The sequence below is a fragment of the Nocardioides jensenii JCM 1364 = NBRC 14755 genome (assembly GCF_001552535.1).
Taxonomy (GTDB): domain Bacteria; phylum Actinomycetota; class Actinomycetes; order Propionibacteriales; family Nocardioidaceae; genus Nocardioides; species Nocardioides jensenii.
In genome coordinates, this window is the sequence record NZ_BCRJ01000004.1 from 144,138 (window position 1) to 169,481 (window position 25,344).

At 69.2% G+C, this 25,344-nt stretch carries 26 protein-coding genes; 10 read left to right on the forward strand and 16 right to left on the reverse strand.

Translation table 11 applies throughout. The annotated features are described in order from the left end of the window. Positions 1 to 15: 15 nt before the first annotated feature. Positions 16 to 918 (reverse strand): hypothetical protein, encoded by a 903-nt coding sequence (locus tag NJ4_RS02710; RefSeq protein WP_157550624.1) that lies wholly within the window; start codon positions 916 to 918, stop codon positions 16 to 18. Between the two features lie 133 nt (positions 919 to 1,051). Between NJ4_RS02710 and NJ4_RS02715 the strand changes: the two genes are divergently transcribed. Further along, the gene (locus tag NJ4_RS02715; protein WP_067429774.1) at positions 1,052 to 2,005 is read left to right on the forward strand and encodes a universal stress protein; all 954 of its coding nucleotides are present in this window, start codon (positions 1,052 to 1,054) and stop codon (positions 2,003 to 2,005) included. Here the strand turns inward: NJ4_RS02715 and NJ4_RS02720 are convergent. Continuing rightward, entirely contained in the window at positions 1,930 to 2,352 is a 423-nt protein-coding gene (locus tag NJ4_RS02720; RefSeq protein WP_067429776.1) for a pyridoxamine 5'-phosphate oxidase family protein, read from the reverse strand. The genes NJ4_RS02715 and NJ4_RS02720 overlap by 76 nt on opposite strands. Positions 2,353 to 2,554: 202 nt before the next feature. Here NJ4_RS02720 and NJ4_RS02725 point away from each other — a divergent pair, with 202 nt between their 5' ends. After that, positions 2,555 to 3,421, forward strand: coding sequence for a universal stress protein (locus NJ4_RS02725; protein WP_067429786.1), 867 nt, complete (start codon positions 2,555 to 2,557; stop codon positions 3,419 to 3,421). A 61-nt stretch (positions 3,422 to 3,482) separates the two neighbouring features. Here NJ4_RS02725 and NJ4_RS02730 read toward each other — a convergent pair whose 3' ends face one another. Then, complete coding sequence (locus tag NJ4_RS02730) at positions 3,483 to 4,865, reverse strand: MBL fold metallo-hydrolase RNA specificity domain-containing protein (protein WP_217996722.1); 1,383 nt, start codon at positions 4,863 to 4,865, stop codon at positions 3,483 to 3,485. Between the two features lie 185 nt (positions 4,866 to 5,050). Here NJ4_RS02730 and NJ4_RS02735 point away from each other — a divergent pair, with 185 nt between their 5' ends. Continuing rightward, positions 5,051 to 5,953, forward strand: a complete 903-nt coding sequence (locus NJ4_RS02735) for an ABC transporter ATP-binding protein (protein WP_281178245.1) — start codon at positions 5,051 to 5,053, stop codon at positions 5,951 to 5,953. Continuing rightward, entirely contained in the window at positions 5,892 to 6,686 is a 795-nt protein-coding gene (locus NJ4_RS02740; protein WP_217996724.1) for an ABC transporter permease, read from the forward strand. Before NJ4_RS02735 ends, NJ4_RS02740 begins: the two co-directional genes overlap by 62 nt. Before the next feature lie 32 nt (positions 6,687 to 6,718). Here the strand turns inward: NJ4_RS02740 and NJ4_RS02745 are convergent, their stop codons facing one another. After that, the gene (locus NJ4_RS02745) at positions 6,719 to 7,159 is read right to left on the reverse strand and encodes a pyridoxamine 5'-phosphate oxidase family protein (protein WP_067429799.1); all 441 of its coding nucleotides are present in this window, start codon (positions 7,157 to 7,159) and stop codon (positions 6,719 to 6,721) included. A 182-nt stretch (positions 7,160 to 7,341) separates the two neighbouring features. On the opposite strand from NJ4_RS02745, the gene NJ4_RS02750 reads away from it, so the two are divergent. Next, complete coding sequence (locus NJ4_RS02750; RefSeq protein ID WP_067429802.1) at positions 7,342 to 8,238, forward strand: universal stress protein; 897 nt, start codon at positions 7,342 to 7,344, stop codon at positions 8,236 to 8,238. A 102-nt stretch (positions 8,239 to 8,340) separates the two neighbouring features. Then, a complete protein-coding gene (locus tag NJ4_RS02755) occupies positions 8,341 to 9,288 on the forward strand; it encodes a hypothetical protein (RefSeq protein WP_067429805.1) in 948 nt (315 codons plus the stop codon). Here the strand turns inward: NJ4_RS02755 and NJ4_RS02760 are convergent. From NJ4_RS02760 to NJ4_RS02780, 5 genes are all read right to left on the reverse strand, one after another. After that, positions 9,278 to 10,264: a hypothetical protein gene (locus NJ4_RS02760; RefSeq protein ID WP_067429810.1), complete on the reverse strand. Its 987-nt coding sequence runs from the start codon at positions 10,262 to 10,264 to the stop codon at positions 9,278 to 9,280. The genes NJ4_RS02755 and NJ4_RS02760 overlap by 11 nt on opposite strands. 87 nt (positions 10,265 to 10,351) lie before the next feature. Further along, a complete protein-coding gene (locus NJ4_RS02765) occupies positions 10,352 to 11,002 on the reverse strand; it encodes a response regulator transcription factor (RefSeq protein WP_067429813.1) in 651 nt (216 codons plus the stop codon). Continuing rightward, positions 10,999 to 12,207 carry a sensor histidine kinase gene (locus tag NJ4_RS02770; protein WP_067429816.1) on the reverse strand — a complete coding sequence of 403 codons (1,209 nt, stop codon included), beginning with the start codon at positions 12,205 to 12,207 and terminating at the stop codon, positions 10,999 to 11,001. The genes NJ4_RS02765 and NJ4_RS02770 overlap by 4 nt, the downstream gene beginning before the upstream one ends. A 75-nt stretch (positions 12,208 to 12,282) precedes the next feature. Beyond that, complete coding sequence (locus NJ4_RS02775; protein WP_067429819.1) at positions 12,283 to 12,972, reverse strand: ABC transporter ATP-binding protein; 690 nt, start codon at positions 12,970 to 12,972, stop codon at positions 12,283 to 12,285. Next, the gene (locus tag NJ4_RS02780; RefSeq protein ID WP_067429821.1) at positions 12,969 to 13,976 is read right to left on the reverse strand and encodes an FtsX-like permease family protein; all 1,008 of its coding nucleotides are present in this window, start codon (positions 13,974 to 13,976) and stop codon (positions 12,969 to 12,971) included. The genes NJ4_RS02775 and NJ4_RS02780 overlap by 4 nt, the downstream gene beginning before the upstream one ends. A gap of 149 nt (positions 13,977 to 14,125) precedes the next feature. Here NJ4_RS02780 and NJ4_RS02785 point away from each other — a divergent pair, with 149 nt between their 5' ends. The 3 genes from NJ4_RS02785 to NJ4_RS02795 all read left to right on the forward strand — a co-directional run bounded on the left by NJ4_RS02785 (position 14,126) and on the right by NJ4_RS02795 (position 16,397). Continuing rightward, a complete protein-coding gene (locus NJ4_RS02785) occupies positions 14,126 to 15,199 on the forward strand; it encodes a sensor histidine kinase (RefSeq protein WP_067429824.1) in 1,074 nt (357 codons plus the stop codon). Further along, on the forward strand, positions 15,196 to 15,816 hold the full coding sequence (locus NJ4_RS02790) for a response regulator (RefSeq protein ID WP_067429826.1): 621 nt from the start codon (positions 15,196 to 15,198) through the stop codon (positions 15,814 to 15,816). Before NJ4_RS02785 ends, NJ4_RS02790 begins: the two co-directional genes overlap by 4 nt. Positions 15,817 to 15,884: 68 nt before the next feature. After that, the gene (locus NJ4_RS02795) at positions 15,885 to 16,397 is read left to right on the forward strand and encodes a ferritin (RefSeq protein ID WP_067429829.1); all 513 of its coding nucleotides are present in this window, start codon (positions 15,885 to 15,887) and stop codon (positions 16,395 to 16,397) included. Positions 16,398 to 16,470: 73 nt separating this feature from the next. On the opposite strand, the gene NJ4_RS02800 is transcribed toward NJ4_RS02795, so the two are convergent. The 3 genes from NJ4_RS02800 to NJ4_RS02810 all read right to left on the reverse strand — a co-directional run bounded on the left by NJ4_RS02800 (position 16,471) and on the right by NJ4_RS02810 (position 18,279). Continuing rightward, complete coding sequence (locus tag NJ4_RS02800; protein WP_067429831.1) at positions 16,471 to 16,881, reverse strand: TIGR03618 family F420-dependent PPOX class oxidoreductase; 411 nt, start codon at positions 16,879 to 16,881, stop codon at positions 16,471 to 16,473. Between the two features lie 72 nt (positions 16,882 to 16,953). Next, positions 16,954 to 17,154 carry a cold-shock protein gene (locus NJ4_RS02805; RefSeq protein WP_056678061.1) on the reverse strand — a complete coding sequence of 67 codons (201 nt, stop codon included), beginning with the start codon at positions 17,152 to 17,154 and terminating at the stop codon, positions 16,954 to 16,956. A gap of 531 nt (positions 17,155 to 17,685) precedes the next feature. Then, positions 17,686 to 18,279, reverse strand: a complete 594-nt coding sequence (locus NJ4_RS02810; RefSeq protein ID WP_157550628.1) for a M23 family metallopeptidase — start codon at positions 18,277 to 18,279, stop codon at positions 17,686 to 17,688. 317 nt (positions 18,280 to 18,596) lie between these two features. Between NJ4_RS02810 and NJ4_RS02815 the strand changes: the two genes are divergently transcribed. Next, positions 18,597 to 19,406 (forward strand): LysR family substrate-binding domain-containing protein, encoded by an 810-nt coding sequence (locus NJ4_RS02815; protein ID WP_245644417.1) that lies wholly within the window; start codon positions 18,597 to 18,599, stop codon positions 19,404 to 19,406. Positions 19,407 to 19,428: 22 nt separating this feature from the next. Here the strand turns inward: NJ4_RS02815 and NJ4_RS02820 are convergent, their stop codons facing one another. The 4 genes from NJ4_RS02820 to NJ4_RS02835 all read right to left on the reverse strand — a co-directional run bounded on the left by NJ4_RS02820 (position 19,429) and on the right by NJ4_RS02835 (position 25,246). Continuing rightward, positions 19,429 to 19,977, reverse strand: a complete 549-nt coding sequence (locus NJ4_RS02820) for a nucleosidase (RefSeq protein WP_067429837.1) — start codon at positions 19,975 to 19,977, stop codon at positions 19,429 to 19,431. A 10-nt stretch (positions 19,978 to 19,987) separates the two neighbouring features. Further along, entirely contained in the window at positions 19,988 to 21,328 is a 1,341-nt protein-coding gene (locus NJ4_RS26305; protein WP_245644418.1) for a lytic murein transglycosylase, read from the reverse strand. Between the two features lie 226 nt (positions 21,329 to 21,554). Then, a complete protein-coding gene (locus tag NJ4_RS02830; RefSeq protein WP_082748115.1) occupies positions 21,555 to 23,453 on the reverse strand; it encodes an ABC transporter ATP-binding protein in 1,899 nt (632 codons plus the stop codon). Next, positions 23,453 to 25,246 carry an ABC transporter ATP-binding protein gene (locus NJ4_RS02835; RefSeq protein ID WP_067429841.1) on the reverse strand — a complete coding sequence of 598 codons (1,794 nt, stop codon included), beginning with the start codon at positions 25,244 to 25,246 and terminating at the stop codon, positions 23,453 to 23,455. Before NJ4_RS02835 ends, NJ4_RS02830 begins: the two co-directional genes overlap by 1 nt. Positions 25,247 to 25,344: the final 98 nt, after the last annotated feature.

The window sequence follows — 25,344 nt, forward strand, 5'->3', positions numbered from 1 at the left end:
GCCGTGGCCGCAGAGTCACGAGTCATGCCCGGCCGGGACCAAGGACCCGGTGGGTCGCAGAAGCCTTCGGAACGTGTGCCAGGCGAACCAGCCGAACACCACCGAGGCAGCACCCAACAGGAGCGTTGTGGGAACTGAGGCATGCGGATCGTCCTTGACCACCATGACGACAGCCATCGCGGTCACTGACGGGGGAACCAGCGCGAACCAGCCGATCACCGCGTACAGGGCACGACCCCCGGCCCCAGCACCGGAGACGAGCGCACAGCCGGCGGCGACCGTGCAGGGCACCACGATCCCCAGATCGAGCAGGAAGATGGACCAGTAGAAGGTTCGCTCCCCCGCGAACTCGTCTCCGATCCCGGCGCCGGTGAACGAACCGCCGATGGCGCCGGCGTAGCGGAGAGTCACGAAGGCACCCAGCGCGAACAGGATCAGCCCGTGCCGTCGCGAGCCACGACGGTCGCGCGACGGCACGGGCGTGTACGCCGACAACGTCCATGACCAGATCATCAGGCCCGCTGCCAGGACGAAGAGCAGCAGCTGACCCAGAACGACGACCGAGTAGTGGTCGTACTCGGGACCGAGGATGTACTGAACGAGCATGTAGGCCGCGTAGGCGGACGGTGCGAATCCGAAGAGGGGTGACGCCCGGGCTCCCCTGACCCCTGCCACGCCCGCGAGCGTCGCCCACGGGACGACGATGAAGACAGTCACGAGCTCGAGTCCGAGGAGCTGGTTCGTCACGGTTTCGGAGACGGGGTAGGTCACGAGCCCCCGGAACAACGGGCCGGCCAGAGAGTTGGCGAGCAAGCTGCCGGCCAGGACCAACAGGAGCACGCCGTACGTGCGCGGTGGTGGACTCGCTTCGACCATGCCGGACTCACCTGACGTCGACCCGGCCTCTCCATACCCCATGCCAGCCACCTTGTGCCCTCCACACCCGTGGCGGCAGGGACCTTGTGCCCCACCAGCGGAGACCTCATTCCCTGTCGAGCCCAGGTGCACCCCGGGTTGGCTGGAGACACCAGACGCGACCGGAAGGAACCCCATGCACACGACCCACGAGCCGCTCGTAGGGCACGAGGACCCGCCGTGGACCGAGCCCGACAAGGCGGTGGTCGTAGCGGTCGACGGCTCCCGACGCAACCGGGCGGCGCTCGAGTGGGCCACTGCCACGGCGGTCGGAAGCGGCCGCCCGCTCATCTTGTTGCACGTCCTCGACGAATCGGAGACTGCGACGCCCTTCCATCCCATGGACACCGACGACGAGCTCGGAAGACGCCTGCTCTCCCGGGTGACGACAGGCATCCTCCAGGAGCACCCGGATGCCCAGTTGGGCACGGAGGTGACGATCGGCCGAGTCGCGGACGCACTGGTCGCGCGTTCCTCGGGACAGTCGACGCTCGTGGTCGGCCGACGCGGCCACGGAAGCTTTCTCCGGCAGCTCATCGGCTCCACCTCGATCAAGGTGACCAGCAGGGCCCGAGTTCCCGTGATCGTGGTTCCGCAGCACTGGTCCACAGGTCAGCACCTCCGGGAACCGGTCGTCGTCGGAGTCGATCATCGAGACCTGCAGCACGAAGCGCTCCTCTACGCGTTCCTGGAGGCACGGCGACGGGGAGTGACGTTGATCGCGGCGCACGGTCGCGAGGTTCCGGCCCGAGACTGGGCCCACGGCTCCCCGCCCGAGCCCAGTGCCGGGGAGGCAGCCGATCATGCCTCACCAGAGGCGCTCGCTCGCGCAGTCGCGCCGCTACGCGAGCGGTTCAGCGACGTGCCCGTCGAACTCTTCCATGGCTCCGAACACCCACTGACAGTCCTGCTCGACCGGATCGGCCCCACGCAGCTCCTCGTGCTCGGCAGACATGGCAGCCGAGGCCGCACGGGCGACTTCCAGTTCGGCTCCGTCGCCCAGGCTGTTCTTCACTATGCCGAGGTGCCGGTGGCAGTCGTGCCACCGACCGAGCGGCCGGTGAGAGAGACCCACGGCAGCCGGATGTAGAGATGACGGCTGCCTCCGGCCCATGGCTGGAGGTCGGCAAGGCCGGCGATGGTCGACAGCGCGTCCGGGTCCGTGATCGTCTCGCCATGGCCCGTGGCGACCACGCTCCACCCGCGTCGGAGCTCGTGGTCGAGGTGGTCGACCTCAAGGGCGAGCGGCGACGACCAGCCCACTGTCCCCAACACCGAGTACGGCGCCGTACGGAACACGATGGCGTCGTCCACGACCACGTAGTTCACCGGCACGATGTGAGGGCCTGTGGGCGTGCACACCGCCACCCTGGCCACCTCCTCGTGCGAGAGCAGTTGGAGGCACTCCTGCTGGGAAAGCTCCCGCGGCATGTCCATGATGGTCGGCTCCTCTCCTCAACGGGCCAGAGGGACTTCGGGTGTCCCTGACTCCACGCTACGAGCCGGGCCGGGTCAGGCGAAGGGGCGAAGGTCCCGGCTCCACGCGCGTCCGGCCAGGATCAGTGCCAGGACACGAGGCCCGCGCGTGGAGTGACTTTCGCCCCTGCCCCCGAGGACCTGTCCACGACAGGGTGGGGACATGCCCGATCGCATCGCCGACCTGCCCCTGCGCCGCCCCGTCGTCGTGGGGGTGGATGGCTCGAGAAACAACCAGGCAGCCGTCCGGTACGCAGTCGAGGAGGCTGCCGGGACTCGGCGCCCGCTGCTCCTGGTGGCCGTGCTCGACGACACCGGCGATCCCTCGGTTCCCCAGCAGTCGCCGCCCGACTGGACGCTGCTCAACGCCATCGGTCGAAGGGCCACGAGGCAGCATCCCGACCTGAGGGTGCGCAGCACCCTGGAGTTCGGCGACGTCCCCGCTCGGTTGTTGGACCGGGCGAGGCGCGCGGATCGCCTGGTGATCGGGCAACGTGGGCTCGGCACCTTCGGCCAGCCGATCCTGGGCTCGACCTCCACCGCTGTCGCGGCCCGGTCCGACCGTCCGGTCCTGATCGTTCCGGCCGGTTGGCGCCACGAGGATCGCAGGCGTCACCCCGTGGTGGTGGGCATTGATCCGACTGACCCGGACGATTCCGCAGTGTGTTTTGCCTTCGAGGAGGCCGCGAGACGGGAGTCCGCTCTCGTGGCGGTGCACGCGTTCGACACCGAGCCCCGGTTGCTCTGGGATCCGGTTCTTGCCGGCCCTGCCCACCGGACCACACAGACGTTGGGCGCTCGACACCTCGAAGACGTCGTGGCCACGTTCAGTTCCGTGTTCCCCTCGGTGCCGGTCACCCTCTGCGACGAGAGGAGCGACCCTGCGACGATGCTGCTGCGTCGCTCACGCGCGGCCCAACTGCTGGTGCTGGGGAGAGGCCAGCGTCGAACCTTCGGACCTGGGCTCGGCTCCACCTCCCGAGCGGTGCTCCACTACGTCGAGATACCCGTCGCGGTCATCCCGGGCTGACCTCGAGGTCACGCCCGACCACGCCCACTCGGCGTCACCAGGCCCACGGACAACCCCGGACTCAGTCCACCAGCACCTTCTCCTGATAACCGGGGACCACGGCGTTCCAGGCGAGTTCTTCTCGTAGACGCGTCGCGAGTGCCTCGGCCGAGTGCGGTTCACCGTGGACCACGAAGACTGTGCGGGGCGGCGGAGACGGCCGTAGCCAATCGATCATCTGGGTGGCATCCGCGTGCGCGGAGAAACCCTGGACGTTGACGATCTCGGCGCGCACCGGGATGTAGCGACCATGGATCTTGACGGATCGGGCACCGTCGGCGAGCAGCCGCCCACGTGTCCCGGCAACCTGGTACCCCGTGAGCACGACACTGTTGCGCTGCAGCGGCAACTGATGCTCCAGGTGGTGCAGGACTCGGCCACCCGTGGCCATCCCGGAAGCCGAGACCAGGATGCACGGGTGGCTCGGATCGTTGAGCTTTCGCGACTCCTCAGTCCCTGCCACGAGCTGCAGCTTGCCAGGGTCGAACGGCTCCGGATCGCTGGCGGCCTCATCGCGGAAGTCGGTGTCCGTGGCGGTCAGTGCTGCCTGATAGACCCGGAGTGCGCTCAGCGCCATGGGGCTGTCGACGTACACGGGCACGTCCGGCACCTTGCCGGTCCTGATGAGCCTCTGGATCTCGTGCAGGACCATGGGCGTACGGTCGACGGCGAACGCCGGGAGCAGGGCGACACCGCCACGCCGCAGGGTCCGATCGAGCGCCCCGGCCAGCTCATCACCGCCGTGACCGTGATGTTGCCGACTGCCGTACGTCGACTCGACGACGAAGTGGTCTGCCCGGCCGGGGTGCTCCGGCGCACGCAACAACGGGTGATCCGTGCGGCCGAGATCGCCGCTGAACACCAGACGCGTGGAACCTCTAGTGATGGCTGCGAACGATGATCCCAGGATGTGGCCGGCGCGGAACAACTCCGCCGAGAACTCACCGCCCAATGGGATCACCTGGTGGCGCACCACCGGTCGGAAGAGCGCGATCGCCTGCTCCGCGTCGGCGCTGTCGAAGAGCGGCCGGGGGCGTTCATGCTTGGAGAGCCCGGTCGACCGCACCCACCGTGCCTCTTCCTCCTGGAGGTGCGCCGCGTCGCGCAGCACGATCTCAGCCAGACGCGCCGTGTCCGCCGTGCAGATCACCTGCCCGGCGAAACCCTCGCGTGCCAGGACGGGGAGATACCCGCAGTGATCCAAGTGGGCATGCGTCAGCACAACTGCGTCGACCGTGGAGGGATCCAGCGGAGGCGGCTCCCAGTTTCGCCGACGCCAGGCGGCCTCACCCTGGAACAGGCCGGCGTCGACCAGGATGCGGTGGTCGTCGGCTTCGAGCAGGAACTTGCTCCCGGTGACCGTGCCGGCCGCACCCAGGAAGGACAACGTCATGGAGCTTCTCATGTGCCGATGTTGCTCCAGGGTCTTGATGGCTCGGCAGCGGCGATGGTCAGGGATGCACAGGACCTTGGGCCCTCCCCGGCACAGGTCGCTGTTCCATATCGTGACGTGGGAAGGGAGGCACCGTGGACAAGACCCCTGCCATTGCGACACACGGCCTGACCAAGGACTTCGGGAAGCGGCGTGCGGTGCACGTCCTGGACCTCGTCGTCCCACCTGGCATCGTGTTCGGCTACCTCGGCCCCAACGGCGCAGGGAAGACAACGACCATCAAGCTCCTCGCCGGGCTCTACCGCCCTACCGCGGGCCAGGCCCTTGTCTTCGGCCACGAAGTCACGTCCGATCGCGATCGCGTCCAAGGGATGATCGGCTACCTTCCCGGGGACTTCACCGGGTACGCCGACCAGACAGGCGGACAGTTTCTCCACCTGATCGGGTCACTTCGCGGAGGTGTGAACCCAGCCCGGGTCTTGCAACTCGCAGAACGATTCGAGGTCGACCTCGGGCGACGTCTTGGCACGCTGTCTCATGGCAACCGGCAGAAGATCGGGATCATCCAGGCCTTCATGAACCAGCCACCACTCCTTGTCCTGGACGAACCCACCCAGGGCCTGGATCCCCTCATGCAGCGGGAGTTCCTGGCGCTCGTGCGAGAGGTTCGCGCCCAAGGACAGACGGTGCTGCTCTCCTCCCATGTGCTGGCCGAGGTGGAAGCCGTGGCCGATCAGATCGGCATCCTGAAGGACGGCCGACTGCTGACCACGCTCACGATGGAAGAGCTCCACGCGGGTGCGCGTCGCAGCATTGATCTCACGTTCGAACGCTCGGTTCCCGAAGCCGACCTCCGACGCACCACCGGGGTCAAGGATGTACAGGTCCACGACCGGACCGCCCACCTGTCCGTCACCGGTTCGACGGCCGACCTCCTGCGGGTGGCCGCACCCCACGGCATCGTCCGCCTCGTGACCCATGAGACAGACCTGGCCGACACCTTCCTCGACTTCTACGAGAACGGATGGGAGGACTCTGATGCGCAACGTCTTTCAGAAGGCGCTGTGGGACCAACGCCGCAACCTTCCGTTCTGGGCTAGCGGCGTCGCGTTGGTCGTCCTGCTGGAGGCGGCGCTGTGGCCGTCGATGTCAGACATGGCCAGCCTCGACGACTACCTTCAGGACCTCCCGCCGGCCCTGCGTGAGGTGTTCTCCCTTGACCAGATGGCCACCGGCTCAGGATTCCTCAACGCCGAGCTCTTCACTTTGGTCCTGCCCATGATCTTTCTTGTCTTCGCGATCAACCGCGGGGCGCGCATGGTTGCCGGTGAGGAGGAGGCGGGAACGCTCGACCTGCTCCTGGTCACCCCGCTCTCGACCACGCGCCTGCTGGTGCAAGAGGCAGCTGCCCTCACCCTCAGCATCATCGCACTCGGAGCCGCGGTCTTCGGCGCAACCATGGTTGGCGGCCGGCTCTTCGGCCTCGGCATCTCCGTCGCCGCTGCGGTTGTGGGCGCAACGGCTCTGGTACTGCTCGGTGTGGAGTTCGGAATTCTCGCACTGGTGATCGGTGCCCTCACCGGGCGGCGAGGACTGGCGATCGGCGCGCCCACAGCGCTGGTCATGGCGGCCTATCTCCTGTTCGTCGCCGGTGCACTTGTCGACGGGCTCGCCGCCTGGCGCGGGTTCTCTCCCTTCGACCAGGCCCTGCACTCCGGGCCGCTGTCACCTCAGGTCCCTGCGTCCTTCGCGTGGCTGGTGCTGCCGCCTCTCCTGGCGCTCCTCGTTGCACTGCCCCTCTGGTCGCGCCGCGACATCGGCACGGCCCGCTGAACCGCATGCCACTCATACGGTCAGTGGGCGAGTCAGACGGTGCGACGAACCGGCGCTTCCTCCTGCGGGGTCCAGTGGACCCCGATCCGTCGACCGGTCACGGAGACGGGGTACAGCCGTATGTGGAGCAATCGGGTGCCTCCGGCCCACGGCCTCGGCTCCCACACTCGGCGGATGGCCTCCAGGGTCTCGGGGTCATCGATGGCCTCCCCCGTCCCGACCGCGACCACGCTCCACCCCCGGTGGCGTTCATAGTCGAGCTGGTCGATCTCGAAGGCCAGGGACGCCAGCGGGGCCAGCTGGCCCAGGATCGAGTCCGGGTCGGTTCTGAAGACGATGTCGCCTTCCACCACGGCGTAGTTCACCGGGACGATGCGCGGCCCGTCGGGCGTGCAGACGGCCACCCGGCCGACCACCCCCGCCGCCAACAGGTCCCGGCACTTCTCCGTGGTCAGTTCGCGGGGCACGTTCACTGGGTGGCTCCTCCTGCAGGGGTCGGCACACCTGAGCCCGACCTGGCCTTTCCACGGTAGGAGCGTTCGTGTGTCCCGAGCAGTGTCGAAGGTCCCGGGAAGCGGGACGGCCGGCCCTGCCCCGGGTGGGCCGCAGGCAGACATGCTGAAGCCGAGACACCGCACCCTGCGAGGAGACCACCATGGACGTCAGTTCCACACGACAGGCACACGCGCGCTCGGCCCTCGAGGCCCGTCCCCTCCTGGTCGGCGTCAGCCCCGACGGCCGCTCGGCATCGGCCGTGGTCTGGGCCGTCCAGGAGGCGGAACAGACCGGACAGCTGGTGCGGCTCGTGACCGCCGTGGACGCGAGCGAGGTCGAGCCCGTGGAGCAGTCCGGCCACGACCTCTCCGTCCTGGCCCGGCGCCTCGCACTGGGTCAGGTGCAGTCACAACGCGTGGTCGGCCCGGTTGCGGCGACACTCCTCGCGGCCACCGCGGACGCCGAACTGCTGGTCATCGGCCACCGCGGCCTGGGACGGGTGGCGCGGGCGATCACCCGCGGCACCTCGGCCCAGGTCGCAACCGGCTCCCCGGTGCCGGTGGTGGTGGTCCCCGAAGCGTGGATACAACCGCGATTCGCGGCGGCGCCGATCGTGCTCGGGCTGTCTCCCGACGTGGGCGAGGGCCAGGACCCGGAAGCTCCGGCACTCGCGTTCGCCTTCGCTCGTGCGGACAACCTGCAGGTGCCGTTGACGATCGTCTGCGCCTGGCAGGTTCCGCCCGTGCTGGCGTACGACGCAGAGGCGATCTCCCTGTACGAGCAGGCGACCAGGGAAGCCCTGGAGACCAGGCTGGAACCGTGGCTCGAGCGTTTCCCGGAGGTGAGGACGACCCTGTCCTGCGGCGACGTCACACCGGAGACGGCCCTGCTCCGCGCCGCGCGCCACGCCCAGTTGACCGTCGTCGGACGCACTCGTGCCAGCGGTCTCGGTCGTCATGGACTCGGCGCGACCGTGCGAGGGCTCCTGCAGCACACGGAGTGCCCGGTTGCCGTCGTGCCCTGGCTCCGATCCGGCACCTCTCCCGGTGTCGGCTGACCGCCACCCGAGCGGGGTCGCAAGGTCACGGGCGCCCGTGCTCGACGGAGAACAGCGGCACCGCCTGGGTTTGATCCCCGAGGACGAGGCAACACTGGCGCCATGGACGCCTCGAAACCCGCCGTCTCCGACCACGAACGAGTCATGGACCCCGTCGCAAGACAGCTCAACGCGGCGTTCCTCGCCGGGCTGGTGCTGCTGGTCCCGGTCCGTGGCGCCCTGGGCACGACGACGTACAACGCCCTGTTCTACTGGTTCGTCGGTGGAGTCGTCGTCATCGTCGCCTACGCGTTCGTGCTGCGAGCCTCGAAGGTTCCGCAGGCCGTCGGCACCGCGCTGACCATGTCCGGTGTGTTCGCGGTCGCCGTCGTGATCGCACTGGCGATCGTGGGCAGCCTCGGAGACCCCGGCAGCGACACCACGGTGTCACTGATGGCGGGGCTCCCGGCTGCTGCCGTTGCCGCTCCCCTGTCCACCGCAATGATCGGACGCACCGGGGAGCATGCCGGAGGGACCGCCTTCGGCGTCGTTGCCTGCGTCCTCGGCTTCACCATCGCGTTCAGTGCCGGCCCGTCCATCGGGGAGCAGCTCGACGACGCCCGCGACGACGCTGCGGACATCAAGGCATTCGAGGACTCGGGCCTGTCGCCGTACGTGCCTGAGCTCGACGGCATGGTTCCTGAATACGAAGGCACCACCGTGCGGACGTCCCAGGGCGGCGGACGAGAGGTGGTGGGCTACAACGTGAGGTACGAGCAGGAGTCCAGCAGCAACTGGGATGCCGCCTACATCACCCTCAGCGTCAGCCATCCGCAGGGACCGGCCTGCGAAGAGATCGAGGGTCACCTCGAGTGTCGTGAGGGTGACGGGTACGTCGTCACCGAACGGGACGGCGTCGCCGACACGGTGAGCGCCGAGCGCGACTACGTGCGCCTGACGGCGAAACTCCGTGAGGGCACCGGTGACGTGCCCGACGTGGAGGCGATCGGTGAGGCGCTCGCCTCCGCGGATGAGGTCGAGTGGGACGACGTCGTCGACCTCAGGAAGTAGCGGGTGCCTGGCTGGTCCTGATCTCACCCAGCCGACGACGCTCCCGATAGTTCAGCGCGGCCATCGCGAGCGCGAAGGCCCAGAGGGGCCACAGCAGCTGCGGCAGGAAGATGAGTGGGGCAGCCAGCAGGTCGGTTCGCTCCTCCTTGTCCATGAGGGCCACGCCGACGAAGATCGCCCGCGAGGCCACCGCGACGAGTGCGGCGACCACGAGAGCGGGGATCACCGCGAAGCCGACCGGCACGCGACGGTCCGCCAGTCCCGGCACCCATCGCGGGAATCGTTCGCCCCAGGGGCGCACCAGCCCGATCGTGAGCCAGGCGCCGCCGGTGGACGCGGCGGCGAGCCCGAGACCGGCCCACAGGATCGCGCCCTCGAACCCGTCGAAGCCCGGCACCTGGAGGAACATGAAGACTCGAGAGAGCGCGTAGGCCAGTGGCGCCTCGACCGCGATCATCGTCCACTGGTGGGTACGCCGAGCGACGCCGGCCAGCGGATCCTCGCCAGGCCGCACTGCCGGTCGCCAACTGCGCAGCACGGTCCACGCGAGCACCATGGCGGCGCTGGCCGTCAGCCCCTGCACGAGCAACCCTGGAGAGAGCAGGATGTCCAGCTTGTCCAGGTCGCCCATCGCCACGAAGACCAACCCGACGGGCAGATAACCGGCCACCATGAGCAGGGTGTGGTCCAGGGTGAGCAGGCCGAGTACGGCGCCGACGGTCATCACCCGACGAGCCGGCCTCGGGTCCGTGCCGGGGCGCCCCAGGGCCGCCCCGCCGGCCAGCAGCAGTCCGAAACCCACCAGCACGCACCAGACGTTGGCCCACGTGCTGCTCATCGGGAGCAGGCTCTCGCCGAGGTTGTCCGAGTCATCGGCCAGCGGGTTCACCCGGTCGGCCAGCCAGGGCACCACGCCCGACGTGATGAGGGCTGCGCCGCCGAAGAAGGGAGTGAGTCGAGTCAGAGTTCGTTTCATGTCTCGATCGTTTCCCGGCGACATCGCCCGGGGCGTCCGGCAAAGGTGCCGTCCGACTCCACCGAATGGTGGAATCCGCCGAGCTGCTCAGACGGCCCCGTGCTGATAGGCCCACACCACGATGTGGAGACGGTCGCGCACGCCGAGCTTGCGGATCAGACTGCCGACGTGGGTCTTCACCGTCGACTCGGCGACGTAGAGCACGCCGGCGATCTCGGCGTTCGAGAAGCCGCGTGCGAGCAGGGCGAGCACCTCACGCTCGCGTGCCGTCAGTCCGTGGCGCTCCAGCGGGTCGCCACCTGGGCCCAGCGGGACCCGGGCGGCGACCTCGTCGACGAGCGCACGGGTTGCTCGGGGCGAGACCACCGACCGGCCCGCGTGCACCTGTCGGATGGCCGCCACGATCTCGGTCGCCGGCGTGTCCTTCGTGAGGAATCCGGCCGCGCCGGCCGCCAACGACCGGAAGAGGTAGTCGTCCTCGTCGTAGGTGGTGAGGATGAGCGTGCGTACGCCGCCCCGGTGCCTGCGGATGCGGGAGCTCGCAGTGATGCCGTCGGTGGCCCCCATCCGGATGTCAAGCAGGGCCACGTCGACACGACGGGCCAGCGCCTGCGTGATCGCCTCGTCACCGTCGGCCACCGAGGCGACCACCTCCATGTCGTCCTGCAGGTCGATGACGGTCTCGAGGGCCGACCGGATCAGCTCCTGGTCGTCGGCCACCAGCACCTTGATCGTCATCGGACCGGCAACCTGACGACGAGGGTGGTGCCATCGGCTCCACTGGTGATGTCGAGACCGCCACCCAGCTGACGGGCACGCTCCCGCATGCCGACGAGCCCCAGCCCCGTCTGTCGTGCGTCTGTCACGAACCCCGGGCCGTCGTCGGTCACGGTGAGTCGCACGAGCCCGGGCAGGTGTTCCAGTCGCACGACGCAGCCCACCTCGGGCCCGCCGTGCTTGAGCGCATTGGTGACCGACTCCTGCACGATGCGGTACGCCGCCCGGGCAAGGTCGGTGGACACCGGCACGGGTTCGCCGATCACGTCGAGGGTCACCCTGAGCCCCTTCTCCTGCATGGATGTGACGAGTTTCGCCACGTCGGCCAGGGACTGCACCGGTGCCGTGTCGAGCTGGCCGCCCTTGAGCACGGCCAAGGCCGTGCGGATCTCTCCCATGGCGTCCCGTCCGGTCTGCCGCACCGCCTCGAGCATCGGGCGAGCCCGGGCCGGATCGCGCTCCATCACCATCAGCGCGGCGTCCGACTGAGTGACCACCACGGCCAGGGAGTGCGCGACCACGTCGTGCACCTCGTGGGCGATGCGTTCGCGTTCCCGCGCCACTCCCTCGCGGACGGACTGTGCTCTGAGGGCGTCCGCCTGCCGGGCGCGCTCCTCCAGCGACTCGACGTACCGACGTCGGGTCCGGTGATAGGCACCCATTGCCGCACTGAGTCCGATCGCCAACCCGGCCGCCGGCGCGAAGGCGAGGACGGCGCGCCAGTCGTCCTGCACGGGCTGGTCGAGCAGCATCCTGAGCAGGACCAGCACCAGCCCGGCCACCGAGACCACGAGTGGCACGACGGTACGCCGGGTCTCGGCGATCACCGAGTGGAGATTCACCAGGTAGGCCAACGACAACGGAACCATTGCCACCGGGGCGCCCTCGGGCAGACTCGGCAGCGCCGTCAGGACGAGCATCGCCGTGCCGGAGCCCCAGAAGGTCCACCAGGGCCACTCCCGTCGGCCCGCGACACAACCGAGCAGCACCACCGACGCCACGGCGAACCCGGCCCACACCACGGCCGTCGAGCCGATGACCAGGCCGATCGAGACCGGTGCCAGCACCGCAGCCAGGACGGCCGCGACGGTGAGGTCCACCAGCCGGCGGCGGCGCAGTGACGGGTTCATGGCGCTCATCATTGCGGGAGCGTCGAACTCGCGCATCCACCAAGAGGTGGAGCCGCCTCCCCGGCAGCCCCCACACCAGCGGTTCGGATGTGACCCGGGCGCTGGGGTGGCCTACCGCCCGACAGGAACCCGCGCGAGCAGCCGACCGTCGCGACACTCCACCACCCGGTCGTGCCCCGTGAGGTGGCCGGTGTCGTGGGTGACCAGCACCGTGCCCACGTTGCGCTCGACCGTCATCCGGCGGATCAACGCCATCACCTCGGCGCCGCGCTCGTGGTCGAGTGCCGAGGTCGGCTCGTCGACGAGCAGCAGGGCCGGGGAGCCCATCAGCGCCCGGGCGATGTTGACCCGTTGGCGCTGGCCGCCGGAGAGCTGAGCCGGCAGTCGTGACTCCTGGCCGTCGAGCCCGACCGAGGCGAGCAGCGCCCGCGCCTCCACGATCGCCGACCGGCGTGACCGGCCGGCAAGCAGTGCCGTGACCGTCAGCTGGTCGAGGGCGCTGAGCGAGTCGATCAGGTTGGGTTGCTGGAAGACCAGGCCCACGTGGTCGCGACGCAACGCCGTACGCGCACTGCGGCCCAGCGTCCCGGTCTCGATGCCGTCGACCAGCACGCGGCCGGAATCGGGCGTGATCAGGGTGGCCGCCACCGCCAGCAGCGAGGACTTGCCGGAGCCGGAGGGACCGACCAGGGCCACCAGCTCGCCACGGGCAACGGTGAGACCAGCTCGGTCGACGGCGATCAGCCGTGAGGCGCCGTCGGGGTAGGTCAAGGTCACATCGGTCATTTCCAGCGCATTCATCGGGCACTCCCCAGGGCAGTCAGTGGATCGACGGAGGTGACACGGCGTACGGCGAGCGCGGCGCCGGCGAGACCCAACAGCACGAGGGCCACGAGAGGCAGTCCGACGGTGGCCGCGTCGCTGACGAACGGAACGGCGTCACCCGCCAGCCCGCCAACCAACCAGACGACGGCGGCACCGAGGCCGACACCGGCGGTCAACAGCAGCAGTGCTTGGCCGAGGGCGTCACGGACCAGGAACGCCGTGGAGGCACCCAGGGCCTTGAGGACGGCGATGTCGCGCGAACGTTGCACGGTCCAGACCGTGAAGAACGCACCGACGACCAGCGCAGAGATCGCGAAGAGGAAGCCGCGGATCAGTTGCAGCGACCCGTTCTCGGAACTGAAGGCACCGATCCCGGAGAGCGAGTCGTCGAGCGTCACGTTCGTGTACCCATCGGGTGCCCGGGCGTTGTCGGTCGCCAGCACGGTCGCGGACTCCTCCGCACCCGTGATCGCCTGCCAGTCCGTGAGCGACAACCAGACGACCGGCACGTGCGAATACGACGCGTCGCCGCGAACCTGCGCGATCACGAGCGACTTCGTGCCGAGGCGCACATGGTCCCCCGCCACGAGGTCCAGCTCGGCGCCCAGCGGCTCGCTCAGCACGACGGACCCTTCACCGACGCCGGACGCGTCCGGGGCCAGTCCGGAGCCGGGCCGCACCCCCATCAGGGTGACCGGCTCCGTGTGGTCCGGGCCGCTGGCCCGGCTGGTCGCGACCCCCAGAGGGTCTCCGGCCAGGCTGCCGTCCGTGGGCACCCGGGACGACGAGAAGTCGGGAGCGTCTCCGGAGAAGACCAGCCGCGACGTGTGCAGCCCGGTGATGGCCGAGGTGCTCTCGTCGGCCAGCCCGCGGGTCAATCCGCTGAGCAGCCCGACCAGCACGGCGATCAACATCACCACCCCGGCCATCAACGTGAAGCGACCCTTCGCGTGGACCAGGTCCCGCCATCCGACGTACACCGTGTGACTCCTGACTCTCCGGGTCGTCCTTGCGACGACCACACCTCGAGTCTCGTGGTCGCCGGCGGGTCACACGTCGCCCGTGAGCACGCACCTCGCTCCATCTTTTGATTGATGGCCGCGCCGCCGCTGATGCCTATGCTGGGCCGGTGCCCTCCCCCCTGCGCCGCGCTCTTCCTCTGGTGCGGTTGGTCACCCATCTGCTGGTCGTTGCCCTGTTGATCGTCACCGCCGCCTCGGCCCTCACCGACAGGCCCGACGTCCCCGTCCTGCTGGTCACGGTCCTGCTCGCACTCGCCTATGCCGCAGGGCTGAGCCTCGGTGACCGTCCCACCCTTCTTCGGGTCTGGGGCGCCGCGCTGTCGGTGCTCTGGGTCGTGCTGGTCGTGCTCACCCCGATGGGCGTCTGGCTCGCCTTCCCTCTGTTCTTCCTGGCCCTCAACGTGCTCCCCGCCCGGGTGGCGATCCCGGTCGTCGGCGGCCTGACCGTGGTCGCCGTCGTGGGCTTCGCGCACCATCGCGGTGCATGGGAGTTCGGCGCGGTCCTCGGGCCGGTGATCGGGGCCGGCGTTGCGATCGCCGTGGTGCTCGGTCTCCGGGCGGCCGACCAGGAGAGCGAACGTCGGGGGCAACTCGACGAGCGGGAACGGTTCTCCCGGGAGGTGCACGACACGCTGGCCCAGGGCCTGAGCAGCATTCACCTGCTCCTCGGGGCCGCCGAGCGCCACCTCGTCTCCCGTCCCGACCAGGCGGCCCCACTGATCGCCCAGGCCCGGGAGGTCGCCGCCTTGAACCTGGTGGAGGCACGGCGACTGGTCCGTTCCCTGGGACCCGCCGACCTCGCCGAACGCTCGCTGCCCGAGGCACTCGCCCGTCTGACCGCGCGAATCGAGGGCACCACCACCTTCCGCGTCGACGGCGAACCACGCGCCCTGCCCGGTGGACACGACGTGGCGTTGTTGCGGGTCGCCCAGGAGACCGTGGCCAACGCGGTGCGTCATTCCGGAGCGGGTCACATCGCGCTCACACTCTCCTACCTCGACGACGAGGTGGCGCTCGACGTCGTCGACGACGGCAACGGCCTCGCCGTGGAGAACGGCGGGTTCGGGCTCGACTCCATGCGCACCCGCATCAGCGAGCTCGGCGGATCCTTCGCCCTCGAGTCCCGTCCCGGCCACGGCACAGCGCTGGCCGCCCGACTTCCCGCAGGGGACGACGCGTGATCCGGGTGATCCTGGTCGACGACCACCCCGTGGTCAGGGCCGGACTGGCGGCCGTGCTGGCCCTCGAGGACGATCTCGACGTGGTGCGCCAGTTCGCCGTCGCCGACGAGGCGGTGTCGTTCTGTGCGGTCGACCCGGTGGACGTGGTGCTGATGGACCTCCAGTTCGGCGGCCGGGTCGACGGCATCGATGCCACGCGCCGCATCCGGGCCCTCCCCGATGCGCCCCAGGTGCTGGTGCTGACGACGTACGACGTGGAGAGTGACGTGCTCGCCGCCGTGGACGCGGGCGCGGTCGGCTACCTTCTCAAGGACGCCGATCCCGCAGCACTCGCCGCGGGGATCCGCGACGCCGCTCGCGGGGAGACCGTGCTCGCCCCGTCGATTGCTCAGCGGCTCGTACGACGAACGCTGCGGCCGGACACATCCCTGTCTGCCCGCGAGCTGGAAGTGCTCGAGCTGGTTGCGGCGGGACTGTCCAACCAACAGGTCGGCGAACGCCTCTTTCTCAGCCAGGCCACGGTGAAGTCCCATCTCGTGCACGTCTTCGGCAAGCTCGGCGTGGACTCCCGGACCTCGGCCGTCGCGACCGCCAGGAGCACCGGTCTGATCAGGTGAGCCAGCCCTTCCCTAGGTTTGCCAATCCTTCAATGATTTGTCCCCGCCCAGTCCCTAGAGTTGAGGCCATGAAGCTCACTGACACGCTCGAGAAGGCATTCAACGAACAGATCACCCTGGAGTTCGAGGCATCGCTGGTCTACCGCCAGCTCGCCATCGAGCTCGAGCTGAAGGACCTTCCCGGCATGGCCGCCTGGCTGCGGCACCAGGCCGACGAAGAGATCGTGCACGCCAACAAGTTCATCGACCACGTCGCCGACCGTGACAACCACCCGTGCATCGGTGCACTGAAGGCCCCGAAGGTCGAGGGCACCTCCGTGCTCGACGTGTTCCGGGCCGCCTATGCCCACGAGCAGAAGGTCTCCGAGAGCATCCGCGAGCTCTACCGTGCCGCCGAGCAGGAAGGTGATCTCGACTCCCGCCCACTTCTGAACTGGTTCCTCTCGGAGCAGATCGAGGAGGAGGCCACGGTCAGCGAGATCGTCGGCCGCGTCGAGCTGATCAACGAGGACGGCCCCGGTCTGCTCCGCCTCGACGAGGAGCTGGGCGCCCGCCCGACCAGGTCCACCGAGGCCACGTGACACAGCGCTCCACCCGAGAACGGCGCCGCACCCCACCAGGGGTGTGGCGCCGTTCTCGTTCAGTCTGGCTGGTTCAGCTCGCTTCCGGCGCCTTGCCCAGGACCCGGTTCAGCGTGATGCGCAGGGCCACCCGTTGCGGGTTCGGCCGGGGCACCTTGTAGCGGACCGCGTAGCGCTCCTCGGCCTCGCGCACCGACGCCTCGTCGCCGAGCACCTCCGCGACACCTTCGAGTGATGCCCAGTGCCGGCCGTCGATCTGGCACACCGCGACCGGCGCCCCCGCTCCCGCCGCCATCAGGTTGCGCGCCTTGACCGACGTGCGGCTGGTGATGCCCCAGGCACGGCCGGCGTCCGGATCGAGCACGATCCCCATCGGGGTGACGTGCAGCGTGCCGTCGGGGCGCGGCGTGCTGACGGAGCAGAGGTGACGGGCCCGCCAGAACGCGAGGTAGGCCGGATCGCTGAGCAGTTCGAGTCGGGGCATGACCTCATTCTCCCCGAATTGCGAAGAACCCCCGCAGCCCGAAGGCTGCGGGGGTTCTTCGAGTGAGAAGTCTCAGAGACCGCGCACGTTGGTCGCCTGGGGGCCCTTGGGACCCTGGGCAACCTCGAACTCGACCTTCTGGTTCTCTTCGAGGTTCTTGAAGCCGGTGCCCTGGATCTCCGAGTAGTGCACGAAGACGTCGGGGCCCTCAGCCTGCTCGATGAAGCCGAAGCCCTTTTCGCCGTTGAACCACTTGACGGTTCCCTGTGTCATGTTGCTGCTCCCTTCTGGAGCGTAAAGCGGGGCCCTGCATGATGCGAAAGTCCCAATAAACTGATGATGCGTTCTGCCCGGGGCGGATCGTTGTCCGCAACACACGGTCATTGACGCTGATTCGGTCGGGCACCGACAGAACAACGCGGCCCGACAAACGACAACGTTACGGGCATCGGGGGCGAATAGCGAATTTCGCCACGCACAAGTTCTGGCGTGTCGCACATCACGCGAGGTGTAGGAGCCTCCCGTCCGGGGAACAACGTGTTCCATCGGCGGGCCCACGGGGGAGCTCACCGCAACGACAGGAGGAACACCATGCTCGTCTGGGCAACCATCATCGGCGGCATCGCCGTGCTCCACGCGATCGGCCTGCTGCTGCCGCAGGAAGAAGAGCCGCAGCCCCAGCCCATCCGCGTCCACGACTGACGACTCGCGGGTCCGTGCTGCCCGGCCTCGCAGCCTGATCCCACGCACCACCACGACAGGAGGCCCCGCCGTCGGCGGGGCCTTCGTCACGTGCGCTGCGGGTCAGGGCGCCAGACCGTGCTCGGTGAGCGCCGTGTAGGGATCCACCGGCACGTCTGGAGTCGGACGCACCTCGAGGTGCAGGTGCGGGCCCGTGACATTGCCGGTGGCACCGACATAGCCGAGCAGCTCACCGGCCGCGAGCTGCTCCCCCACGCCCACGGTCAAGGTGTTCTGGTGGCAGTACCAGAGCTGGGTTCCGTCCGGAAGCTCCACGACGGTCTTGTTGCCGTAGGCGCCGTCCCATCCGGACTCGGTCACGACGCCGGCGGCCACGGAGCGGATCGGCGTACCGGTCGGTGCGGCGAAGTCCAGCCCTGTGTGCGTGGACGACCACAGGGAGCTGCTGGCCCCGAAGGTGCCGGTGAGGTGATAGCCGGAGACCGGGAGCACCCAGGCAGGCGGAAGCTCCTCGAGGGTGATCGGCTTGGCGACGGTCTTGGGCTGGGCCTCGACGTCGGTGTCGACTGAGGTCGCGGCGATCTGCTCCGGGCCGGCGTGGGCCTCGGAGGGGGCGGCCAGCGCGGTGGCGGCGAGCAGGACGCCGAGGGCGGCGGAACGCGCGACAGTGCGTCGCAGGGGCAAGCGTGAAGACATGGGTTCGTGGTGTCACTCGCCGATCGGGGCACGTCGTGGCGCCGCTGGACCTGCCCGGTGATTCGCGTTCGGTGACATGGACGGCTCCGGGTTGGGCAGTGTTCGGCGACCCGGGCCGGTGAGGCATGCTGCTTGCCAACTCCTGGAAGCAGCGGAGGTTCCAGTGGGCCATCCACGCCTCGCGCGGTTCAAATCCGGACAAAGCGGCAGGTAACGCCCGTCACAGGATCTGCCGGGAACCACGCGTGACCCGACCCGAAATGGCGAGGCAGATCACAGCTCGGGCATCGCCTGACTGGGCCGACTAACCTGAGCGGGTGACTGACCCCGACTCCGCCGACCAAGCCCCGATGCCTCTGCGGATCGGGTTCGTGCCCGGCGTGACCCCCGACAAGTGGTCGCGCACCTGGCGGGAACGGTTTCCGCGACTCCCCCTCGAGCTCTTCCTCGTCGACGAGGACAACCAGCGCGCAGTTCTCGACGACGGCGAGGCAGACATGGTCTTCGTGCGGCTCCCCGTCGACCAGGACGGGCTGCATCTGATTCCGCTCTACGAAGAGCAACCCGTCGTCGTGGTCGAGAAGGAGCACCCGGTCGCGGCGTACGACGAGGTGACGCTCTCCGATCTCGCCGGGGAGCAGCTGGTCCTCGGCGACGTGCCCGGCTGGGGTGACATCGCGACCGCCACGCCACTGCTCTTCCCCGAGATGACGGTGAAGGAGGCCTTCGAGGTGGTCGGTTCCGGGACCGGCATCGCGATCGTGCCGATGTCGGTGGCCCGGCTCCATCACCGCAAGGACGTCGTGCACCGGCCCGTGCACGGTGTGCCGACCACACGCGTCGGCCTGGCCTGGCCCCAGGACACCGACGACCCGCGCCTGGAGGAGTTCGTCGGTGTCGTGCGGGGACGGCGGGCGAACAGCTCCCGTGGGCAGACCGGCCTGCAGCCCGCCGCGGCGAAGTCAGCGGCGAAGAAGAACCCGGTCGGGAAGGCGTCGGCCAAGCCCGCGGCGGGCAGGTCAGGGTCGGGCAGGTCGGCGGGCACGTCGGGGTCGGCCAGGAAGCGGTCGGGCCGGTCGGGCAGTGCGGCGGCGAAGAAGGCGGGAGCTCGCAAGCGCCGCCGCTGATCGTCGGGCAGGACAGCCACCCTCACGGCAGGGTGCTGCGCAACCACTCCCCCAACGCGCGAGCGCTGAGGTCGACCATCGCCGGCCAGTCGAAGGCGCTCTCGTCGGCATTGTCCGAGACATGCTTGACCAGGCGCACGGGCACCTCGAACTGCCGGGCGGCCCACACCACGGCGTACCCCTCCATGTCGACCAGGTGCGCCCGCCCCGCCAGGCGCGCACGGGTCAGCGGGTCGGTGACGAAGACGTCACCGGTGGCCAGCACGACCTCGCCCTCGCTCACCCGGAGCTCGTCCTCCGGGTCGTAGCCCAGCGCCCGGATCGCGTCCGCGTTGATGTCGTGGTTGCAGACCAGACCCGGCTCGTGCAGTCCGGTCATCCCCTCCCGCAGCGCGCCGGCGGTGCCGATGTTGACCACCACGAGATCGTCCGAGGTCCTGCGACCGGCCAGGGCGCGAGTCGTCACCGCAGCAGCCGCGGTCTTGCCTATCCCGGTCACCACGACCGGCAGGCTGGCGGGGACATGGGAGGCTTCCGCGGCCGTCGCGGCCACGATCAGGTAGGAGGTCACGTCCCGCAGGCTACGAGGCGGGGAGGGCTTCCGGGTCGGCGGGAGCCGAGGTGCCGGGATCGGTCGGCTCCTCGGAGTCGACCTCGACCGGGTGGCAGGGGTCGCTTCCCGGCTCGGCGGTCTCGAGCGCGAGCTCGGCGGCGGCAATCTCCGAGTCCGTGAGCGGCTCTCCGGTGGTCGGGTCGATGACCACCAGGGTGACCGAGTCGACGGGCAGACCCGAGGCCGGATCCACGACACAGGCGGGTGCCTCCGGCTCGGCGGGTGCCTCCGGCTCGGCGGGTGCCTCCGGCTCGGCGGGCGTGCCGGGATCCGTCGGCTCGGCGGGATCGGTCGGCTGGACCGGGTCAACCGGGTCAACCGGGTCAGCCGGGTCAGTCGGGTCAGCCGGCTCGGTCGTGCCACCCCCGGGCGGCGTTGACGGGGCGGTCAAGCCGTGGATGGCGGCTGGGTCGGGTTCGGCGCCGGTCTGCTGGCCCTGCGCCACCCGAGCGGCCCGGTCGTCACGTGAGGCCGCGGCATTCGAGGGGGCGACCGGTCGCTTGACGGCCTGGCCCACCAGACGCGTCTGCATCGACGCGCTCACGTTCGAAGTCGTCGGCACGGCGGTGAGGTTGCCGTCGACGTACTGCTGCATCAGGCCCAGCACCAGGGACACGTATTCCGGCGAGTGGTTGTAGCGGAAGACCGCCGAGCGGCGCCCCGCGTCGGAACTGAGGTCGTCGCTGCCCTGACAGAGGTAGACGGCCGCGGCGAGAGCGGCGTCGTCGATGTCCTGCGGATTGCGGTTTCCGTCGCCGTCTGCGTCGACACCCACCACGGACCAGGTCGCCGGGATGAACTGCAGCGGACCCACGGCCCGGTCGTGGACGGTGTCACCGTCGAGCTGGCCGGCGTCGGTGTCAGAGATGAGGGCGGTACGACGACCGTCGAGGGCGACGCCGATGATCGAGGGCCTGGCCACACCGTCTGCCCCGAGCCGGCTGCCGGCGAAGGTTCCGTGGGCCGACTCGACGCGCCCGATGGCGGCCAGCAGCTCCCAGTCGAGGTGACAGGTGGAGTCGGAGGAGTTCAGCACCGCGGCGGCACGCTGGTAGGCGCTCAGCGCCGCGGACGGGATGGCGGTCGAGGCGTTGGTCGCAGCCACGCTCACCGTGGCCGAGCCACCGGTCGCGCTGAGCGGCGTGGTCACACTGGCCGGTGCCTCGAGTGCCACCTCGGGCGGTGGGGCCTGGGTGCTGTCCTCGGCGGCCTGCGCAGGGCTGGCCGTGCCCGGCGTCTGGAGCGACCCGCCCAGGCCCGTCAGGAGCGCCACCCCGAGAATCGCAGCAGGCAGTGCGCGCGCGGACATCTGGACCATTCGTGACCGTGAACCGTTCATGGCATGTCGTCTCGTCTGTCTCGTTGGCCCCCGAACCTCGAACGAGGTGGCCGCTGCACTGATACTTGCACCGAATCGTGGCCCACAAACAGGATCCACCGGGAATTTGGCGCAGATTCGGTATCTGCATGGCAAGAAATCCCCGAACCGACCACGACTGCCTGCGTTCTGCCCGGTTCGGGACACCTCGGCCAGGTCAGGCCAGTGACTCCAGCCAGGCATCGTGGAGGTCGGAGAACCGACCGTCCCCGCTGGCGACCAGCTGCTCCGGCGTGCCGTCCTCGACGACCTCGCCGTGCTCCATCACCAGCACCCGGTCCGCGATCTCCACGGTCGAGAGCCGGTGGGCGATGATGATCGCGGTGCGGTCCTTGAGGATCGTCTTCAGGGCTCGTTGCACCAGCCGTTCGGACGGGATGTCGAGCGACGAGGTGGCCTCGTCGAGGATCAGCACCGCCGGGTCGGCCAGGAACGCGCGGGCGAAGGCGACCAGTTGCCGCTGACCGGCGGAGAGCCGGCCGCCACGGTTGGCCACGTCGGTGTCGTACCCCTGCGGCAGCGCGGCGATGAAGTCGTGGGCCCCGATCGCCGTGGTCGCGGCGACCACCTCGTCCATGCTCGCTCCAGGTCTGCCGAACCGGATGTTGTCGGCGACGGTGCCGCTGAAGAGGTAGTTCTCCTGCGTCACCATCACCACGGCCCGGCGCAACGTGTCGTCGTCGAGGTCGCGCAGGTCGACGCCGTCGAGGCGCACCGCCCCCTCGACCGGGTCGTAGAACCGCGAGACCAGCTTGGCCAGCGTGGTCTTGCCGGCCCCGGTCGTGCCGACCAGGGCGACGGTCTGTCCCGCGGGGACGTCCAGGTCGAGCCCCGGCAGCACGGCCACCCCGTCGACGTACTCGAACCGGACCCGGTCGAAGGTGAGCTCGCCGTGGGCCTGGTCGAGCGGAACCGGGCTGGCGGGCTCGGCGACCGTGGGCTGCTCCTCGAGCACTCCGGAGAGCTTCTCCAGGGCGGCCGAGGCGGACTGGAAGGTGTTGTAGAACTGCGAGATCTCCTGCATCGGCTCGAAGAACTGGCGCAGGTAGAGCAGGAACGCGGCCAGCACCCCGACCGTGACCTCGCCGTGGAAGGCCAGGTAGGCGCCGTAGAGCAGGGTCACGCCGATCGTCACGTTGCCGATCAGCTTGATGCCCGGCATGAACCAGGCGACCAGCCGAAAGGCACGCAGGTTGGCGCGACGGTACTGGTGGTTGACGTCGTCGAAGATCTCCTGGTTGCGGGCCTCGCGGCGGAACGCCTGCACCGCGCGGATGCCGCCCATCGACTCCACGAAGTGAACGATGACCAGGGCCACCTTCTCGCGGGTCACCCGGTAGGTCTTCGCCGACTCCTTGCGGAACCAGTTCGTCAGTAGCATCAGGAACGGGAAGCAGAGCAGGGCCACCAGGCCGAGCTTCACGTCGAGCACCAGCAGCAGCACCGACGTGCCGAGCAGGGTCAGGAACGCGGTGACCAGGCCGTCGAAGCCGGTCTCGAGCATCTCGTAGATCGCGTCGACGTCGGAGGTCTGCCGCGAGATCACCCGGCCGGAGGTGTAGTCGTCGTGGAAGGCCGGGCTGAGCTTCTGGAAGTGGCCGAAGACCCGGCGGCGCAGCTCGAACAGGATGTCCTGGCCGATGCGTCCCGACACCACCAGGAAGATCTGGCGGGTGATCGCCTGGGTGACCGTCGCGAACAGCACGATGCCGACGATCAGATAGAGGGTGCCGGTCGACCCGGTCTCCCGGATCGGCGGGATGCCCTTGTCGATGCCCTCCTTGACCAGGAACGGGATGGAGAGGCGGGCCGCGTTCTCGACCAGGACGATGCCGACCACGATCCACAGCCACCTGCGGTGCGGGCGCAGCAGCTGGCCGAGCAGCCTGCGCGAGCGGTCGCGCAGCTTGATGCTGACCGCCTCGGTGATCTCGTCGGAGCGACCGTCGGCCGCGACGCCGCGCCAGTCGAGCTGGGTGGCTCGCTCGAACGGCTCCTCCTCGGTGCCGGGGTCCCGTGGGTCGGGCGTCGAGGTGTGCACAGGGGTGCTCGTCATCAGCGCACCCCTTCGAGGGCGTCGCTGTCGGAGACGTCGGCAGCCAGGAGCTGGCGGTACGCCGGCACGGTGGCCATCAGCTCGCTGTGTTTCCCGACATGGGTGATGGTGCCGTCCTGGAGCAGGGCGACCTTGTCGGCGAGCATGACCGTGGACGCCCGGTGGGCCACCACGATGCCCGTCGCGTCGGAGAGCACGTGCTTCAACGCCGCCTCGACGAGCTTCTCGGTGTGCACGTCGAGAGCGGAGAGGGTGTCGTCGAGCACGAGGATCTTGGGCCTGGCCACGACCGCACGGGCCAGCGCGAGGCGTTGACGCTGCCCGCCGGAGAGCGACATGCCCTGTTCGCCGATGCGGGTGTCGAGCCCCCAGGGCAGGTCGTGCACGAAGCCGGCCTGGGCCACCCGGACCGCCTGATCGACCTCGTCGTCGGTGGCGTCGCTGCGGCCGAGGGTCAGGTTCTCCCGGGCACTCATCGAGAAGAGCGTGGGCTCCTCGAAGGCAGTCGCGACGATCGTGCGCAACGACGGCAGGGTCAGGTCCCGCACGTCGACTCCGTCAACGGTCACCCGGCCGCCGCTGACGTCGTACAGGCGCGGGACCAGGGCAGTGATCGTGGTCTTGCCCGACCCCGTGGCACCGACGATCGCGACCGTCTCGCCCGGCGCGACCTCGAGGTTCACGTCACGCAGCACCAGCTCGTCGTCGGGCTGGTCGGGGAATCGGAAGTCGACGTGCTCGAAGCGCAGGTGCCCGCGGGGCTCGGCGATGGACCGGGTGCCGGAGACGATCGCCGGCTCGGTGTCGAAGATCTCGAGCACCCGGGCCGAGGCCGTCATCGCCTCCTGGGCCATCGCCAGGATCACGCCCAGGGAGGCGATCGGCCAGACCAGCGACAACATCAGGATGATGAAGGCGACGAGGGTGCCGGGGCTCAGGTCACCGCGTCCCACGCCGAGCGCACCGAGCAGCAGCACCAGGGTGACCGCAAGGTTCGGGATGACCTCGAGGAACGTCCAGAAGCGGGCCGAGAGACGCACCTTGTCCATCGAGGTCTCATACAGCCTGCGGGCGGCGTCGTCGTACTGGTCGGACACGTGACGACTGCGGCCGAAGGACTTGATCACCCGGATGCCGAGCGCACCCTCCTCGGCCAGGGTGGCCAGGTCGCCCTGCTCGTCCTGGACTCGGCGGGAGACCACGACGTAGGCCTTCTCGAAGCGCATCGAGAGATAGATGATCGGCACGGCGGCGGCGGCCACGACCAGACCCAGCGGCCAGTACATGTGCAGCAGCACCCCGGTCACCACCACCAGTTGGGTGATGTTGATCAGCAGGAACAGCAGGCCGAAGCCGCTGAACCGACGGATGCTCGACAGGTCGGTGGTGACGCGGGAGAGCAGCTGCCCGGACTGCCAGCGACTGTGGAAGGCCATCGGCAGCTGCTGGAGGTGCTCGTAGAGGTCGTGGCGGATGTCGGTCTCGACACCGAGGACTGCGTTGGACTGGATCCAGCGGCGCCAGAAGATCAACGCTGCCTCGAGGATGCCGAGGCCGAGCGCGAGCAGCCCCAGCGGCAGCACCGGGTCGATCTCGCCGTCGGTGATCGGGCCGTCGATGATCGCCTTGGTGACCAGCGGGATCGCGATGCTCAACCCGACGCCGGCCAACGAGGTGCCAAGCATGACCGACAGCGCTGGGATGTGACGTTTCAGGTAGCCGCGTAGCCGCCACAGGGAGTGGATTCCGGCAGGTGGGTGGTTCGACGGCAGGGTGCTGGCGGTGGACGTCATCGGGTGGCGGCGGATCCCCTCGTGTTGTTTGTAAGAGCCAGATTAGCCCGTGCCTCTGACCGCCAGCGAGTGATTTACCTCCGCTGGTCGGAGCCGCC

Excerpts from the sequence above, each read along its gene's own strand:
- NJ4_RS02710 (WP_157550624.1), bottom strand. The coding sequence starts at position 918 with ATGGGGTATGGAGAGGCCGGGTCGACGTCAGGTGAGTCCGGCATGGTC.
- NJ4_RS02715 (WP_067429774.1), top strand. The coding sequence starts at position 1,052 with ATGCACACGACCCACGAGCCGCTCGTAGGGCACGAGGACCCGCCGTGG.
- NJ4_RS02720 (WP_067429776.1), bottom strand. The coding sequence starts at position 2,352 with ATGGACATGCCGCGGGAGCTTTCCCAGCAGGAGTGCCTCCAACTGCTC.
- NJ4_RS02725 (WP_067429786.1), top strand. The coding sequence starts at position 2,555 with ATGCCCGATCGCATCGCCGACCTGCCCCTGCGCCGCCCCGTCGTCGTG.
- NJ4_RS02730 (WP_217996722.1), bottom strand. The coding sequence starts at position 4,865 with ATGAGAAGCTCCATGACGTTGTCCTTCCTGGGTGCGGCCGGCACGGTC.
- NJ4_RS02740 (WP_217996724.1), top strand. The coding sequence starts at position 5,892 with ATGCGCAACGTCTTTCAGAAGGCGCTGTGGGACCAACGCCGCAACCTT.
- NJ4_RS02750 (WP_067429802.1), top strand. The coding sequence starts at position 7,342 with ATGGACGTCAGTTCCACACGACAGGCACACGCGCGCTCGGCCCTCGAG.
- NJ4_RS02755 (WP_067429805.1), top strand. The coding sequence starts at position 8,341 with ATGGACGCCTCGAAACCCGCCGTCTCCGACCACGAACGAGTCATGGAC.
- NJ4_RS02760 (WP_067429810.1), bottom strand. The coding sequence starts at position 10,264 with ATGAAACGAACTCTGACTCGACTCACTCCCTTCTTCGGCGGCGCAGCC.
- NJ4_RS02765 (WP_067429813.1), bottom strand. The coding sequence starts at position 11,002 with ATGACGATCAAGGTGCTGGTGGCCGACGACCAGGAGCTGATCCGGTCG.
- NJ4_RS02770 (WP_067429816.1), bottom strand. The coding sequence starts at position 12,207 with ATGCGCGAGTTCGACGCTCCCGCAATGATGAGCGCCATGAACCCGTCA.
- NJ4_RS02775 (WP_067429819.1), bottom strand. The coding sequence starts at position 12,972 with ATGAATGCGCTGGAAATGACCGATGTGACCTTGACCTACCCCGACGGC.
- NJ4_RS02795 (WP_067429829.1), top strand. The coding sequence starts at position 15,885 with ATGAAGCTCACTGACACGCTCGAGAAGGCATTCAACGAACAGATCACC.
- NJ4_RS02800 (WP_067429831.1), bottom strand. The coding sequence starts at position 16,881 with ATGCCCCGACTCGAACTGCTCAGCGATCCGGCCTACCTCGCGTTCTGG.
- NJ4_RS02805 (WP_056678061.1), bottom strand. The coding sequence starts at position 17,154 with ATGACACAGGGAACCGTCAAGTGGTTCAACGGCGAAAAGGGCTTCGGC.
- NJ4_RS02810 (WP_157550628.1), bottom strand. The coding sequence starts at position 18,279 with ATGTCTTCACGCTTGCCCCTGCGACGCACTGTCGCGCGTTCCGCCGCC.
- NJ4_RS26305 (WP_245644418.1), bottom strand. The coding sequence starts at position 21,328 with ATGTCCGCGCGCGCACTGCCTGCTGCGATTCTCGGGGTGGCGCTCCTG.
- NJ4_RS02830 (WP_082748115.1), bottom strand. The coding sequence starts at position 23,453 with ATGACGAGCACCCCTGTGCACACCTCGACGCCCGACCCACGGGACCCC.
- NJ4_RS02835 (WP_067429841.1), bottom strand. The coding sequence starts at position 25,246 with ATGACGTCCACCGCCAGCACCCTGCCGTCGAACCACCCACCTGCCGGA.